Source organism: Pandoraea sputorum (genome assembly GCF_000814845.2).
In the GTDB taxonomy this organism is placed as follows: domain Bacteria; phylum Pseudomonadota; class Gammaproteobacteria; order Burkholderiales; family Burkholderiaceae; genus Pandoraea; species Pandoraea sputorum.
Genome location: NZ_CP010431.2, coordinates 3,691,382 through 3,705,433, shown reverse-complemented (window position 1 = coordinate 3,705,433; position 14,052 = coordinate 3,691,382). Strand labels below are relative to the sequence as shown.

Annotated in this window: 11 protein-coding genes and 1 pseudogene; 7 read left to right on the top strand and 5 right to left on the bottom strand. The window is 62.6% G+C overall.

Annotation, left to right across the window (positions count from 1 at the left end):
* Window positions 1–134 precede the first annotated feature (134 nt).
* The 3 genes from NA29_RS16365 (at window position 135) to mdtD (ending at window position 3,268) form a co-directional block, all read left to right on the top strand.
* Window positions 135–917, top strand: a complete 783-nt coding sequence (locus tag NA29_RS16365; protein ID WP_095178552.1) for a sulfite exporter TauE/SafE family protein — start codon at window positions 135–137, stop codon at window positions 915–917.
* Window positions 918–1,051: 134 nt separating this feature from the next.
* Window positions 1,052–1,609, top strand: a complete 558-nt coding sequence (locus tag NA29_RS16360) for a FlxA-like family protein (RefSeq protein WP_039399619.1) — start codon at window positions 1,052–1,054, stop codon at window positions 1,607–1,609.
* A gap of 213 nt (window positions 1,610–1,822) precedes the next feature.
* Entirely contained in the window at window positions 1,823–3,268 is a 1,446-nt protein-coding gene (mdtD, locus tag NA29_RS16355) for a multidrug transporter subunit MdtD (protein ID WP_039399618.1), read from the top strand.
* A gap of 43 nt (window positions 3,269–3,311) precedes the next feature.
* Here the strand turns inward: mdtD and NA29_RS16350 are convergent, their stop codons facing one another.
* Entirely contained in the window at window positions 3,312–4,571 is a 1,260-nt protein-coding gene (locus NA29_RS16350; protein WP_039399615.1) for an ABC transporter substrate-binding protein, read from the bottom strand.
* Window positions 4,572–4,805: 234 nt separating this feature from the next.
* Between NA29_RS16350 and NA29_RS16345 the strand changes: the two genes are divergently transcribed.
* Window positions 4,806–5,423, top strand: coding sequence for a LysE family translocator (locus NA29_RS16345; protein ID WP_039399613.1), 618 nt, complete (start codon window positions 4,806–4,808; stop codon window positions 5,421–5,423).
* A gap of 30 nt (window positions 5,424–5,453) precedes the next feature.
* Here the strand turns inward: NA29_RS16345 and NA29_RS16340 are convergent, their stop codons facing one another.
* The 4 genes from NA29_RS16340 to NA29_RS16325 are packed head-to-tail and all read right to left on the bottom strand — an operon-like array spanning window position 5,454 to window position 9,121.
* The gene (locus NA29_RS16340; RefSeq protein ID WP_084103826.1) at window positions 5,454–6,167 is read right to left on the bottom strand and encodes a PqiC family protein; all 714 of its coding nucleotides are present in this window, start codon (window positions 6,165–6,167) and stop codon (window positions 5,454–5,456) included.
* Window positions 6,164–7,828 carry a PqiB family protein gene (locus tag NA29_RS16335; RefSeq protein WP_039399611.1) on the bottom strand — a complete coding sequence of 555 codons (1,665 nt, stop codon included), beginning with the start codon at window positions 7,826–7,828 and terminating at the stop codon, window positions 6,164–6,166. Before NA29_RS16335 ends, NA29_RS16340 begins: the two co-directional genes overlap by 4 nt.
* On the bottom strand, window positions 7,821–8,465 hold the full coding sequence (locus NA29_RS16330) for a paraquat-inducible protein A (RefSeq protein WP_039399609.1): 645 nt from the start codon (window positions 8,463–8,465) through the stop codon (window positions 7,821–7,823). Before NA29_RS16330 ends, NA29_RS16335 begins: the two co-directional genes overlap by 8 nt.
* Complete coding sequence (locus NA29_RS16325) at window positions 8,462–9,121, bottom strand: paraquat-inducible protein A (RefSeq protein WP_306592128.1); 660 nt, start codon at window positions 9,119–9,121, stop codon at window positions 8,462–8,464. The genes NA29_RS16330 and NA29_RS16325 overlap by 4 nt, the downstream gene beginning before the upstream one ends.
* A gap of 216 nt (window positions 9,122–9,337) precedes the next feature.
* Between NA29_RS16325 and fdnG the strand changes: the two are divergent.
* From fdnG to NA29_RS16305, 3 genes and pseudogenes are all read left to right on the top strand, one after another.
* Window positions 9,338–12,405 (top strand): annotated as a pseudogene (gene fdnG, locus NA29_RS16315) (formate dehydrogenase-N subunit alpha).
* Window positions 12,406–12,414: 9 nt separating this feature from the next.
* The gene (fdxH, locus tag NA29_RS16310; RefSeq protein ID WP_039399606.1) at window positions 12,415–13,365 is read left to right on the top strand and encodes a formate dehydrogenase subunit beta; all 951 of its coding nucleotides are present in this window, start codon (window positions 12,415–12,417) and stop codon (window positions 13,363–13,365) included.
* A 2-nt stretch (window positions 13,366–13,367) separates the two neighbouring features.
* Entirely contained in the window at window positions 13,368–14,015 is a 648-nt protein-coding gene (locus tag NA29_RS16305; RefSeq protein WP_039399605.1) for a formate dehydrogenase subunit gamma, read from the top strand.
* Window positions 14,016–14,052: the final 37 nt, after the last annotated feature.

Here is a 14,052-nt window from a genome sequence, read left to right as displayed (position 1 = left end):
CCGGCGATAACCTTCGCGCCGCAGGTTTGGTCATTTTGGAGAGACTCCGTGTTTGCCATGCTGTGTTTCCTCGCGCGCTGCGCGGCTTTGTCGACGTTGCCGAAGACGGGTGCGTCGACGTTACTGCGGAGGGCATGATGGCGTTGTCCTCGTTCGTTCCGGAACTGACGCTTGCAACCGTCGTCGTGGCGTTCGTCGCCGTGTTCCTGATTTCGTTTATGAAGGGTGCCTTCGGCGGTGGCTTCTCTATCGTCGGCATTCCGCTTCTGTCGTGTGTGATGGACCCGGTGAGCGCGGGTGGCTTGCTCGCGCCATTGTTTATCGCGATGGATCTGTTTGCACTGCGCTATTGGAAGCCGTCGACGTGGTCGCGCCCCGACCTGGCGCGGCTGGTGCCCGGGTTGCTCGCGGGGATTGCGATGGGCTACTTACTGTTCCGGGTGCTTGACCATCGCGCCATCTCCATCGTGATGGCGCTTATCACATTGGCGTTCGTGGGGCTCTGGCTGATCACGGGTGCGAAGCAGGTGGTGCGCGAACGGTCGACGCCGAAGGCGATTACGGCTGGCGTGGCGTCTGGGGTGACGACGATGGTTGCGCACTCCGGTGGACCGCCGCTTGCGATGTATCTGCTGCCGCTGGGTCTGAGCAAGGAGGTGTATGCCGGAACCACCAGCCTGTTCTTCACCGTCGGCAATGCGACGAAAGCGGTGCCGTGGCTCCTGCTGGTTCGTCCGACACAGTCGGTTTGGGCGCTCATGGGGATTTGCCTCTTCGCCATTCCTGTGGGCGTGTTCTCGGGCTGGCGATTGCACGCGCGTCTGGATCAACGTCAGATTTACCGGGCTTGCTACGCACTGCTGGTCGTCACGGCGGTCAAGCTGCTGTGGGACGGCATCTCCGGCTATCTTGTTTGAATCTCATGGCAGCGATGCGAGGGACGGAATGTAGGTGGGATGTCAGGAATTAAAGTGTTTCGTGAAATATGCCGTAATACTTTCGAATCCTTACTTTCTTTCATTTCCCCCATTCCACGGAGACCCCTCGCTCCATGACGACCATTATTCCGACCAAGGGCAACGCGACGTCCAGCATGCTCGAGATCTGGCAGTCGCATATCCAGCAACAGCAGGCGGATAAGGCGCAGGCGGCAGCCAGGACGGCAGCCGCGACGGGCACCGTCAATCAGGCGGCCTCGACGAAGTCGGCCGGTGCAGACGACGCGGCCCAACCGACCGTCGCCAACACCGATGCCACGTCCACCGACGCCGCCGAGAACAACGGCGTGAGCCGTCTGGGCGACAAAACGCTGGTGGACCTGCGCTCAGTCAACCAAAGCGCCAAGCAGCAGGGGCAGGCAATGAGCGAGACGGACGGCGCGGGTTCCGGCAACGAGATCGTTTCGCAGACCATCAAGAAGCTGAAGGAAATGCTCGCGAAGGTGATGAAGCAACTGGATGCCGTGCGCGCGAACGACCGTCTCCCGCCCGAAGACAAGCTGCAGCAAATGAACCTGCTGTCCTCTCAGGCCATGTCGATTCAGGCACAGATCCTCGCGCTGATGGGCCCGGCCAAGCCCACCGGCAACAACGTCAACACGACCGCCTGAAAAACGGATCGCCGCTTTCGTTGGCCTGATCGCTGTGCATCGTCCCGCTGTACATCTTCGCGCTATACATCGTCCTTATCGCAGTAATGCGCCGCGCGGATCGATTGCTGCAAAACGTGCAACGATCCGCGCGCCCGAAGCGCGCTAAAATTCTGCTCTCGCTTAATTCATCTCCGAGGCCCGGCTGACCGCTGCGCCTCGTCCCCGTGCCGCATGAAGCAAGACAAGACGCTCACCGCCCTGCTATGGATTGTCGCGGCGGGCTTTTTCATGCAGGCGCTCGATACGACCATCGTCAATACGGCGCTGCCTGCCATGGCCGCGAGTCTTGGCGAGAACCCGCTGCGCATGCAGCCGGTGGTCGTCTCCTACTCGCTTACGATGGCCATGCTGACGCCCGCGTCGGGATGGCTGGCCGACCGCTTCGGCACGCGACGCGTGTACTTCGTGGCGATTCTGCTGTTCGTGCTCGGCTCGATTGCCTGTGCGATGGCGCACACGCTGCCGCAACTCGTGGTCGCGCGAGTGCTGCAAGGCGCGGGCGGCTCGATGCTGCTGCCCATCGGACGTCTTGCCGTGCTGCGCACATTCCCGGCCGGGGAGTATCTGGCGGCGCTCGCCTTTGTGTCGATTGCGGGGCAGGTCGGCCCGATGATCGGTCCGGTGCTGGGCGGCTGGCTGGTGCAGGTGGCGTCGTGGCACTGGATCTTCCTCATCAATGTGCCCATCGGCCTGATCGGTAGCCTCGCCGTGCGTCATTACCTGCCGCGTCCCACGAAGGACGAAGTCATCGATACCGGTTTCGACTGGTGTGGGTTCGCCTTGCTGTCGGTGGCGATGGTGTCGTTCACGCTCGCGTTGGATCATCCGTTCTCGGAGGCCGGATGGGCGCCGTCTGCTGTCCTCGCGCTGCTTTGCGTTGCGACGACGCTCGGTTACTGGCCGTACGCCCGCCGTCGCGCTGCGCCGTTGTTCCCGCTGGAACTGTTCGAGACACGCAGCTTCAGTCTCGGCTTGCTGGGCAATCTGGTCGCGCGCATCGGCAGCAGTGCCGTGCCGTTCCTGTTGCCGCTGCTGCTTCAGGTGGCGATGGGTTACAGCCCGCTGGCTTCCGGGTTGATGATGCTGCCGGTGGCCCTCGCGGGGATTGTCGTCAAGCGTATGGTCACGCCGCTCGTGGTGCGCTTCGGCTATACGCGTTTTCTGATGGTGAATACGGCGGTCGTGGGCGGCTCGATTGCGAGCTTCGCGCTGTTCGGGCCGGGCTGGCCGATCTGGCTGGGGCTCGCGCAACTGGCGGTGTTCGGCGGGGCGAATTCGATGCAGTTCGCGGCCATGAACAGTGTGACGCTGAAGGATCTCGGCACGCGTCGCGCGAGTGCGGGCAACGGGCTGTTCTCGATGGCGCAGATGCTTGCCCTCGGGCTGGGCGTGACCATCGGCGGCCAGTTGCTGGCGCTGTTCGGCCATCTGGCCGGGCAGGCAGGTGAGATGGGGGTGGGCGGCACCGTCGCTGGCTTTCGCATGACGTTCGTGTGCGTCGGACTGATTACGCTGGCCTCGGCGCTCGTGTTCCGTCGCGTCGAGGATCCTGCGGCGGGACCATCGCACGACGGTGGTCAGACGCAGACCGCGTCTGCCACCGATCTCAAGCGCTGAGCGTCAAGCCGCCACATCACGCTGGCGGATACTCAGCCGCGACTTACTTCTTCACCAGCGCGCACTTCGAATCGGCCAGCGGGGCGAACGCCTTGTCGGCCGGAATCGTCTCCAGAATCTTGTACAGATCCCATTCCGATTTCGATTCGGCGGGCGTCTTCACCTGCACCAGCAGCATGTCGTGCACGAGCTTGCCGTCGGCGCGAATCTGGCCGTTGCGAATCACCGGGTCGTCGATCTTCATCGACTTGAGCTTGGCCATTACGGCGTCCGCTTCGTCGGTGCCTGCCGCCTGAACCGCCTTCAGATAATTGAGCACCGCCGAATACACGGCGGCCTGCATCATCGTCGGCATCTTCTTGTGCTGCGCGTAGAAGCGTTGCGCAAAGGCGCGCGAGCGGTCGTCCTGATCCCAATAGAAGCCGTTCGTGAGGATCATGCCCTGCGCGTTCTTCAGGCCCATGCCGTGGATTTCGGTGATGAGCGAGAGCAGCGGCGTGAATACCTGTTTGCCGCCCTGAATGATGTTGAACTGCGAGGCCTGTTTGACGGTGTTGAGCGTGTCGGTGCCGGAATTGGCCAGCGCGATCACCTGCGCGCCGGACGTCTGGGCGCGCAGCAGATAGGACGACAGGTCCGGCGAGTTCACCGGATGCTTCACCGAGCCGACGACCTTGCCGCCCTGACGCGTCAGGATCTCGCTCGCGTCTTTCTCCAGCGCCTGCCCGAACGCGTAGTCGGCGGTGATGAAGTACCACGACTTCAGTCCGCGACGCAGTAAGGCTTGCGAGGTCGAGTTCGCGAGCGCATACGTGTCGTACATCCACTGCACGCTATGTGCCGTGCATTGCTCGTTGCTGATGGCGGATGACCCCGCACCGGTCACGAGCGCGATCTTCTTCTTTTCGTCGGCAATCCGGTCGACGGCCAGCGCCACGTTCGAGAACGTGAGGTCGGTGATCATGTCGACTTTGCCCCGGTCGTACCATTCGCGGGCGATGGTCGCGCCGGTGTCCGTCTTGCCCTGCGAGTCGGCGGACACCAGTTCGATGGGCGCGCCGAGGACTTTGCGATCGTGCGAGAAGTCGTCGATGGCCATGGTGGCGGCGAGCACGCTGCCCTTGCCCGCGTTGTCGCTCGACACGCCCGAGAGGTCGGTGAGCACGCCGATCTTCACGACGCCGTCGGAGATCGTGGCGGCCTGCACCGGGGAGGAAAGGGCAATAAGGGATCCAACGGCAAACGACGCGGCGACGGCAATCGTACGGCGCAAGTGACCGCTAAGGCCGGTAATGCTGGGCATGGCTTGTCTCCAATGTTCGAGTTATGACGACCCGCCGCCGCCCATCTCTGCCGGAGGACGTGTGCGGCGGGTCTCGAACATCTTAAACATCACGTAATCGATTGCGCAATCCGTAATGATCGGTATCTATGCGTAATTTTTGCTGTCGGACGCGGTCATCCGCGAATTGCCGCAGAATGCCGACTGTGCAAGCGGGTGTGCGTGTTGCACAACTACAACCCACGGGGGCGACAAATGGTTGATTGGTCTGCTGTTGTGACGGTCTTTTGTGTCTACGTGGCTGCGGTTGTCATCCCCGGGCCAAACTTCGTCGCTATCACCCACAAGGCGGTCACCGGCAGGCGCCGCGATGCGCTCGCGCTCGTTGCTGGCATCGTGACGGTCAATCTGTTCTGGGCGACGTGCGCCATGTTGGGTCTTAGCGCGGTGTTCGCGGTTTTCCCGTGGCTCGCTGTCGGCGTCAGGCTGGTTGGCGCGGCCTACCTGGTCTGGTTCGGGGTGCGGCTCATCATGTCGGCGCGGGCGACTCCTTCGACTGAGCGTCATCCACCGAAGTCGCCTCTGTTTCGCGGTGCGTTCCTGCAAGGTATCGCGACCAATATCGCTAACCCGAAGTCCATCGCCTTTTATGCGGCGGTGTTTTCTTCGGCGGTGCCCACCCACGTGTCCACGCTGACGTTCTTCGCCATGCTGGCAACGGTCGGTGCGTCGGCGACGAGTTGGTACGGGGCCGTCGCGCTCGTGCTGTCGCACGCGTCGATTGCAACCGCGTATCGCCGCGCCAAGGCGTGGATCGATCTGACCTGTGGCGGGCTCATGATCGCGCTGGGCATCCGGCAGGCATTTCGTTAATCAAATACCCGGTGCCGGTTGCGTTCGGGCTTAGTTCTGGCAGCGGGGCGTCGTGCCCTGTGCGCTGGTGGCGATGGCGTTGCCGATGCCGTCGGCCAGACGGTCAACGAGCTTACGCTGTGCCGCGACGACGTCGGCGATGCCCGACGCAGCGGGCTCCGTCCCCGAGAAGCGGCACGTCAGCACGATATCGCCCGGCACTTTTCGCACGCTCCAGACGGCCGTGAGCGCCGCTTGTTCGCCCGGCGTCGATTCGAACCGTTGGACGGACGTCGACACGCGATAGACCGCAAGCCCGTCGGCGCGCGGCAAGCCATAGACGTCCATCGCGCCCAGACGTTGCGTCAGGTCGCGGGAGATCGTCGACGTCAGCTCGGTCTTGAGCGGGGCAGCCCAGCGGGATTCCTCGAGAATGTCGACGCGTCCGCCACCACGGGTGACGACGATCTGCGGCCGGTCGACCTGTTCGGGCACGGCCACGGGCGACACCTCCAAAGCGTACGGCGTTGCCGGCGCTGCTGCGCCCGTGGTGGCGTTCGCGGCGGTGCCACCTGCCCCGGCACCCGCGTCAGTGAGCGTATAGAACGTGGACGACGGCGAGGCACAGCCAGCAAGCGCCAGCGCGAGGGCTGCCACAGCGGCGAGTCCTGCTTTCCGGGCTATCGCGGGCAGGACCGCAATGTCGCCGTCCATCGGTATTGCACGCTGGCGCGGGCTACGGGTCATGTCGGTCGGCCTCGTCATGGTTGCGGGTCCTTCGGTTTGCCGCGCAGCAGCGCTTCGGGATGTTGCTGCAAGTAGTCGGCGAGGGTATTGAGGGAGCGCAGCGTCTTCGTCAGTTCCTGCATGGCCTGACGGACGTCCTGCTGCACCGGCGCGTCTTCGGAGAGCGTGCGCTCGGCCGCACCGAAGCTCTTCTTCGCTTCGCCCAGCGTGGCCTTGGCTTCCGGCGCGATCTCGCCGTCGAGCTGACGGAACAGCCCTTGTGCGCTATCCATCGTCTTGTCGAGCTTGCGCAGCGTCGAGTCCAGATTCTGTCCGATGCTGTCGAACGGAATCTTGTCGAGCTTGCTGGCAATATCGGCAATCTGAAGCTGCAACTGGTCGAGCGTGTTGGGGACCGTCGGCATGGCCAGCATGTCGTCGACCATCTCGGCCTTGGCGGGCTTCGCGTTCGGGAAGAAGTCGAGCGCCACGTACAGCTGGCCGGTCAGCAGATTGCCGGTGCGCAACTGGCCGCGCAGGCCGCGCTGCACAAGTGCGTCGAGAATCCGGTGACTGTTCAGTTCCGTCGGTGGCACGCTGTTCTTCGGATCGCGACGGCGCAGGCGATCCGGGTAGACATCGACGGTCACCGGCATGTTGATCTGCTTGGTAGCCTGATCGAACTCCACGCCGATCGACGTCACTTCACCCAGCGTGATACCCCGGAAGTCGACCGGCGCACCGACGACCAGCCCGCGCAGCGACTGCTGGAAGCGGAACACGACCCGCACCGGGTGCGTGTCGGGAGCCTTCATGGCGGTGGCTTCGTCGGCGGCCAGACGGAATTCCTGCCCGGCCTTGGCCATGACGCCAGCGCCCGAGTCGTTCGGGGCCTGGAAGGCGATGCCGCCGATGACGACCGACGCGAGCGACTGCGTATTGACCTGGAATCCGCTCGAATCGAGTCGCAAATCGATGCCGCTGGCGTGCCAGAAGCGTGTATTGGACCCGACGTACTGGTCGTAGGGGGCCTGCACGAATACGCGCAGCGTCACGCCCTTGCCGTCCGAATCGAGCGCGAACGCTTCGACCTGACCGACCTGAATGCGGCGATAGTAAATCGGCGAGCCGATGTCGAGCGAGCCGATATCGCTGGCGTGTAGCACGAACTGCTTGCCCGGCTGGCCGCTTGAGACGACCGGCGGCACCTCCAATCCGACAAAGTGGCTCGCCGAGTCCTTGGCCTTACCTGCGTCAGCACCGATGTAGGCGCCGGAGAGGAGCGTCGACAGACCGGAGACGCTGCCACCGGCCACACGTGGGCGCACGACCCACCAGCGCGAATCCTTCACGGCGAACTTCTTCGCGTTCTTGGTGAGATCGACGGTGACGCGCACATGCGAGAGGTCTTCCGACAGTTCGATGCTCTTGACCGTGCCGATATCGACTTCCTTGTACTTGACCTTGGTCTTGCCCGCTTCGAGTCCCTCGGCCGACTTGAAGTCGATGGTCACGCTCGGCCCGCGCTCGATGAGCACTTTAGCCACCAGCGACAGCCCGATCACGGCGGCGACCAGCGGAATCAGCCAGACGAGCGAGGGCGCCCAGCGCTTGCGCGGTTCGATAGCCGGGGTCGGCAGATTGTCTGCCCCGGGTGGTGGCACGGCTTTCGGGTCTTGCGAGTCTTTCGGGTCAGTCATGATCGTCCTGTTCGGTATCGTCGTCGCGGATCTGATCCCAGATCAGGCGAGGGTCGAACTGCATGGAGGCCACCATCGTGAGCACGACCACGGAGCCGAAAGCCACGATGCCCGGACCGGCCTGAATCACGGCCAGCGACTGAATGTTCACGAGCGCCACCATCAGCGCGACGACGAAGACGTCGAGCATGGACCAGCGTCCAATGAACTCGACCATGTGATACAGCTTGGTGCGTTGGTGCGGTTTCCAGCGGGTGCCGCGCTGCGCGGTAAAGCACAGCAGCGATAGGGCAATGAGCTTGAGCATCGGGACGAGAATGCTCGCTGTGAAGACGACGATGGCCAGATCGTACTCGCCGCTCGTCCAGAAATAGATCACGCCGCTCATGATCGTGTCGCTGGAGTTTCCTAGCAGCGAGCGCGTCTGCATCATGGGCAGAACATTGGCGGGAATGTACAGGATCGCCGCCGCGATGAGCAAGGCCCAGGTGCGCGTGAGGCTGTCGACCTTGCGCTGATGAAGCACCGTGCCGCATCGCGGGCAACGCTCCTTTTCGACGGTTTGCACTTCGCGCGACAGACGCCCGCAGACGTGGCAGGCGACCAGTCCCGCCGCTTTGGCCGAGAGGTATTTCATCGCGTCACCGTCCGGGCGTCGGTGGCCTTTTGCGCCTTCAGCGCTTCCACCGCCGGGTCAGGCGTGCGGTCGATCACGATCCACAGATTGCGCAGATCGTACGACAGCACCAGCGCGAGCAACATCGTCAGCGCGCCGAAGGCCCACAGTGCAATGCCCGGCAGCACGCTCGCCATGGCCGAGAGTTTGACCAGCGAAACCAGTACCCCGAGCATGAACACCTCGATCATGCCCCAGGGGCGGCAAAACTCGATGGCGCGCATCACCTGAAACACCGCATAGGGCCGTCGGCCAAGCGAGAGCGGTGTGACCAAATGGATCAGCGCGAGCAGTTGCGACAGGGGAAACAGTACGGTCGTGGCGAACACGAGCAGCGCGACGAGCCACATGCCCTCGCGATACAGCGCCCACGCGGCACCCACGAGTGTCGTCTCGGTATAGATGCCCTGCACCTCGATCTCGACGATGGGGAACGCGTTGGCGATGGCGAACACGATCAGGCACGTCAGGGTGAGCGCAAGCACGCGCGACAGACGCAGGTCGGGGGAGCGGTAAAGAACCGAGTGGCAACGCACGCAGCGAGCGGTCTCGCTCGGCGGCAGGTCCATGCGACGGTGGAGCGTGTCGCAGTTCGGACATGCGATCAGGTTCGTCACGTCATCTTCAGGGGGCAATGTGTCCATTACCGGGGACGGTGACCAGAGTGACGCTCAGAATACCAAAATGTCAAGGAAGTTCCCATGAAATCAGCCGCGATGGCGCTCAACGCAATATGCGGCATGGTTTGTGCTAAGTCACGGAAATCATTACTTGTTTGCTCTATACTCAACACACTCCCGCAAAGTTACCCAAAATTTGAGGAGAATTCCCCCATGCTTAATATGTCCAGGCGCCAGTTCCTCAAAGTGAGTGGCGCAACGCTGGCAGGGTCCAGCCTGGCAATGCTCGGGTTCGCGCCCGACGCGGCGCTGGCGGAAGTCCGTCAGTTCAAGCTCGCGCGAGCGACCGAGACCCGTAATACCTGTCCGTACTGTTCTGTGGCCTGCGGGTTGCTCATGTACAGCTACGGCGACGGTGCGAAGAATGCTAAGAAGAGCATCTTTCACATCGAAGGCGATCCCGACCACCCGGTCAACCGCGGCACGTTGTGCCCGAAGGGCGCCAGTCTCATCGACTTCATCCACAGCCCGAACCGTCTCACGCATCCGGAGTACCGCAAGCCGGGGTCCGACAAGTGGGAACGCATTTCGTGGGACGACGCGCTCGATCGCATCGCCAAGCTGATGAAGGCCGACCGCGACGCCAACTTCGTCGAAAAGACGGACGACGGTCTCACGGTCAACCGTTGGCTCACCACCGGCATGCTGGCCGCGTCGGCGTCGAGCAACGAAGTCGGGTACATCACGCACAAAGTCATCCGCAGTACCGGGATGCTGGGATTCGATAACCAGGCACGTGTCTGACACGGCCCGACGGTGGCAGGTCTTGCCCCGACGTTTGGCCGTGGAGCGATGACGAACCATTGGGTCGACATCAAGAACGCGGATCTGGTACTCATCATGGGCGGCAACGCAGCCGAGGCACACCCGTGCGGTTTCAAATGGGTGACCGAGGCGAAGGCGCACAACAAGGCGCGCCTGATCGTCGTCGACCCGCGCTTTAACCGTTCGGCATCGGTCGCGGACTATTACGCCCCGATCCGTACCGGCACGGACATTGCGTTCCTCGGCGGGTTGATCAACTACCTGCTCACGAACGACAAGATCCAGCACGAGTACGTCAAGAACTACACCGACTTCACCTTCCTGGTGAAAGACGAGTTCTCGTTCGAAGACGGCATCTATTCGGGCTACAACGACGAGAAACACACCTACGACAAGTCCTCCTGGGATTACCAGAAGGGCGCGGACGGTTACGTTCTCACCGACCCGACGCTGCAACACCCGCGTACGGTGTTCCAGTTGATGAAGCAGCACTACTCGCGTTACACCATCGATATGGTGGAGCGCGTGTGCGGCACGCCGGCCGACAAGGTCGAGTACATCTACAAGCAGATCGCCGAGTGCTCCACCCCGACGCGCACCATGACGATCCTGTATGCGCTCGGCTGGACGCAGCACTCGATCGGCTCGCAGATCATTCGTACCGGTGCCATGGTGCAGTTGCTGCTGGGCAATATCGGGGCGGTGGGCGGCGGCATGAACGCGCTGCGCGGTCACTCGAACATCCAGGGGCTGACCGATCTGGGGCTGATGACCGATCTGCTGCCGGGCTATATGTCGCTGCCCAAGCAGGCGGAGCAGACCGTCGAGCAATATCTGACGGCGCGCACGCAAAAGCCGTTGCGTCCGAACCAGCTCAGCTACTGGCAGAACTATCCGAAGTTCTACGTGAGCCTGATGAAGGCATGGTGGGGCGATGCCGCCACGGCCGAGAACAACTGGGGCTACGACTATCTGCCCAAGCTCGACAAGCCGTACGACATGCTGCAAGTGCAGGAACTGATGAGCAAGGGCAAGATGACCGGCTACATCGCGCAGGGTTTCAACCCCATCGCGGCGACGCCGGCCAAAGTCAAGTGGGACAAGGCGCTCGCCCAACTCAAGTTCCTCGTCGTCATGGACCCGCTCGCGACGGAGACGTCGGAGTTCTGGCGGAATTTCGGCGAGCACAACAACGTCGACTCCAGCAAGATTCAGACGGAAGTGTTCCGCTTGCCGACGACCTGCTTCGCCGAAGAGGACGGCGCACTGGTCAACTCCGGGCGCTGGCTGCAATGGCACTGGAAGGGGGCGAGCCGCCAGGCGAGGCGCGTACCGACATCGAAATCATGTCGGCGCTGTTCCTGCGCCTTCGCGAGATGTACAAGACAGAGGGCGGTAAGTATCCCGACCCGATCGTCAACCTGTCATGGCCGTACGCCCAGCCGGAGAGCCCGTCGCCCGAAGAACTCGCCAAGGAGTACAACGGCCGGGCGCTCAAGGACATCGTCGATCCGAAGGATCCGACCAAGGTCACGCGCAAGGCCGGCGAGCAGTTGTCCGGGTTTGCCGAACTCAAGGACGATGGCAGTACTTCGTCGGGTTGCTGGATCTTCGCGGGCGCATGGACGCAGGCAGGCAACCAGATGGCACGACGCGACAACAGCGACCCGACCGGCATCGGTCAGACGCTGAACTGGGCGTGGGCGTGGCCGGCGAACCGTCGCATTTTGTACAACCGTGCGTCGGCCGACCTCGCAGGCAAGCCGTTCAACCCGAAGCGCAAGCTGGTCTACTGGAACGGTAAGGCGTGGACCGGTGCCGACGTGCCGGACTTCAAGGTCGACGAGGATCCGGCCGGTGGCATGAGTCCGTTCATCATGAACCCCGAGGGCGTAGCGCGTTTCTTCGCCAAGGGCGCCATGGCAGAGGGCCCGTTCCCTGAGCATTACGAGCCGTTCGAGACGCCGCTGGGCTACAACCCGTTCCATCCGAAGCAACCGAAGGCCACGCGAAATCCGGGTGCCCGGGTGTTCCCGGACGATCTGGCGACGATGGGTACGGCCGAGCACTTCCCGCATGTGGCAACGACTTATCGCCTGACCGAGCATTTCCACTACTGGACCAAGCACGCGTTGCTGAACTCGATCATCCAGCCCGAGCAGTTCGTCGAAATCGGCGAAGCGCTGGCGAAGGAAGTCGGGGTCGTCGCGGGTGACATGGTCAAGGTGTCGTCCAACCGGGGCTACATCAAGGCCAAGGCGGTCGTTACGAAGCGCCTGCGTGCGCTGAAGATCGACGGCAAGACGGTTCACCATGTGGGGATTCCGATTCACTGGGGCTTCAAGGGGTTGACCAAGCCCGGGTTCCTCGCGAATACGCTGACGCCGATTGTGGGCGATGCGAATTCGCAGACACCCGAGGTGAAGTCGTTCCTCGTGAAGGTCGAGAAGGCATAAGGAGGCGCCATGGCATTGCAATCACTGGATATCAAACGGCGCTCGGCAACGACCTTGCCGTCGCCCTCGGTGCGTGAAGCGCACACGGGCGACGTCGCCAAACTCATCGACGTCTCGAAGTGCATCGGCTGCAAGGCCTGCCAGACGGCGTGCATGGAGTGGAACGACCTGCGCGACGAGGTCGGGACCAACGTCGGCGTGTACGACAACCCGGCAGACCTGACGGCGGACTCCTGGACGCTCATGCGTTTTACCGAGTACGAGAACCCGAAGGGCGACCTCGAATGGCTCATCCGCAAGGATGGCTGCATGCATTGCGAGGACCCGGGCTGCCTGAAGGCGTGCCCGTCGCCGGGCGCAATCGTGCAATACGCGAACGGCATCGTCGACTTCCACGAAGAGGCCTGTATCGGCTGCGGGTACTGCATTACCGGGTGCCCGTTCAACATCCCGCGCATCTCGCAGAAGGATCACAAGGCGTACAAGTGCACGCTTTGCTCCGACCGCGTGTCGGTGGGGCTGGAGCCGGCCTGCGTGAAGACGTGCCCGACGGGGGCGATCATGTTCGGCACCAAGGACGCTATGAAGGATCAGGCGGCCGAGCGTATCGAAGACCTGAAGTCGCGGGGCTTCGACAACGCCGGGCTGTACGATCCGGCGGGCGTGGGTGGCACGCACGTGATGTACGTGCTGCATCATGCCGACAAGCCGTCGCTGTATCACGGTCTGCCGGACAACCCGCGCATCAGTCCGATGGTGACGTTCTGGAAGGGCATCGCCAAACCGCTGGGCGTGGCTGCGATGGCGTTCACGGCAATTGCCGGTTTCTTCCACTACATCAAGACCGGTCCGAACGAAACGACCGAGGAAGATGAAGAGGAAGCCCGCCGGTACGATGCATCCCGCAAGGGCGACGGTCCCGACGGCCAGAAGGGCGTTGTCACGCACGAGGAGGTCTGACCATGTCGATTGATTCGAGTGATCACAAGCACGGCAAGGACGAACTGATCGAGCGCTACAACGCGGCGGAACGCATCAACCACTGGATCGTCGCGGGCACGTTCATTCTGCTCGCGCTGTCCGGGCTGGCGTTGTTTCATCCGTCGATGTTCTGGCTCACCAATCTGTTCGGTGGTGGACCGTGGACGCGGATTCTGCACCCGTTCGTCGGTCTGGTGATGTTCGTGGCTTTTGTGTGGCTCGCCATGCGGCTTGCACGCTACAACAAGTTCGAACAGCGCGACACCGAGTGGATGAAGAACATCGGCGACGTGCTCAACAATCGCGAAGAGAATCTGCCGGAAGTCGGCCGTTACAACGCCGGGCAGAAGCTGCTGTTCTACGTGATGGTGTTGTGCATGATCGGCCTGTTGCTCTCGGGTATCGTGATCTGGCGCGCGTACTTCGCGTTCTACTTCCCGATCTGGGTGATCCGTCTCGCCTCCGACGTACACGCGGTGTGTGCATTCGTGTTGATTTGCGGCATCATTACGCACATCTACGCGGCGATCTGGATCAAGGGTTCCGTGCAAGCCATGACGCGCGGCACCGTCACCCGCGGCTGGGCGTGGAAACACCATCGCGCCTGGTACAAGCAACTCAACAAATAAGTCCGGCCCTGCTGGTGGTCGGACGCTCTTACGAGGC

Coding starts and splice junctions, on each gene's coding strand:
- NA29_RS16330 (WP_039399609.1), bottom strand. CDS start 8,465: ATGAAATACCTCTCGGCCAAAGCGGCGGGACTGGTCGCCTGCCACGTC.
- NA29_RS16350 (WP_039399615.1), bottom strand. CDS start 4,571: ATGCCCAGCATTACCGGCCTTAGCGGTCACTTGCGCCGTACGATTGCC.
- mdtD (WP_039399618.1), top strand. CDS start 1,823: ATGAAGCAAGACAAGACGCTCACCGCCCTGCTATGGATTGTCGCGGCG.
- NA29_RS16345 (WP_039399613.1), top strand. CDS start 4,806: ATGGTTGATTGGTCTGCTGTTGTGACGGTCTTTTGTGTCTACGTGGCT.
- fdxH (WP_039399606.1), top strand. CDS start 12,415: ATGGCATTGCAATCACTGGATATCAAACGGCGCTCGGCAACGACCTTG.
- NA29_RS16340 (WP_084103826.1), bottom strand. CDS start 6,167: ATGACGAGGCCGACCGACATGACCCGTAGCCCGCGCCAGCGTGCAATA.
- NA29_RS16305 (WP_039399605.1), top strand. CDS start 13,368: ATGTCGATTGATTCGAGTGATCACAAGCACGGCAAGGACGAACTGATC.
- NA29_RS16335 (WP_039399611.1), bottom strand. CDS start 7,828: ATGACTGACCCGAAAGACTCGCAAGACCCGAAAGCCGTGCCACCACCC.
- NA29_RS16360 (WP_039399619.1), top strand. CDS start 1,052: ATGACGACCATTATTCCGACCAAGGGCAACGCGACGTCCAGCATGCTC.
- NA29_RS16365 (WP_095178552.1), top strand. CDS start 135: ATGATGGCGTTGTCCTCGTTCGTTCCGGAACTGACGCTTGCAACCGTC.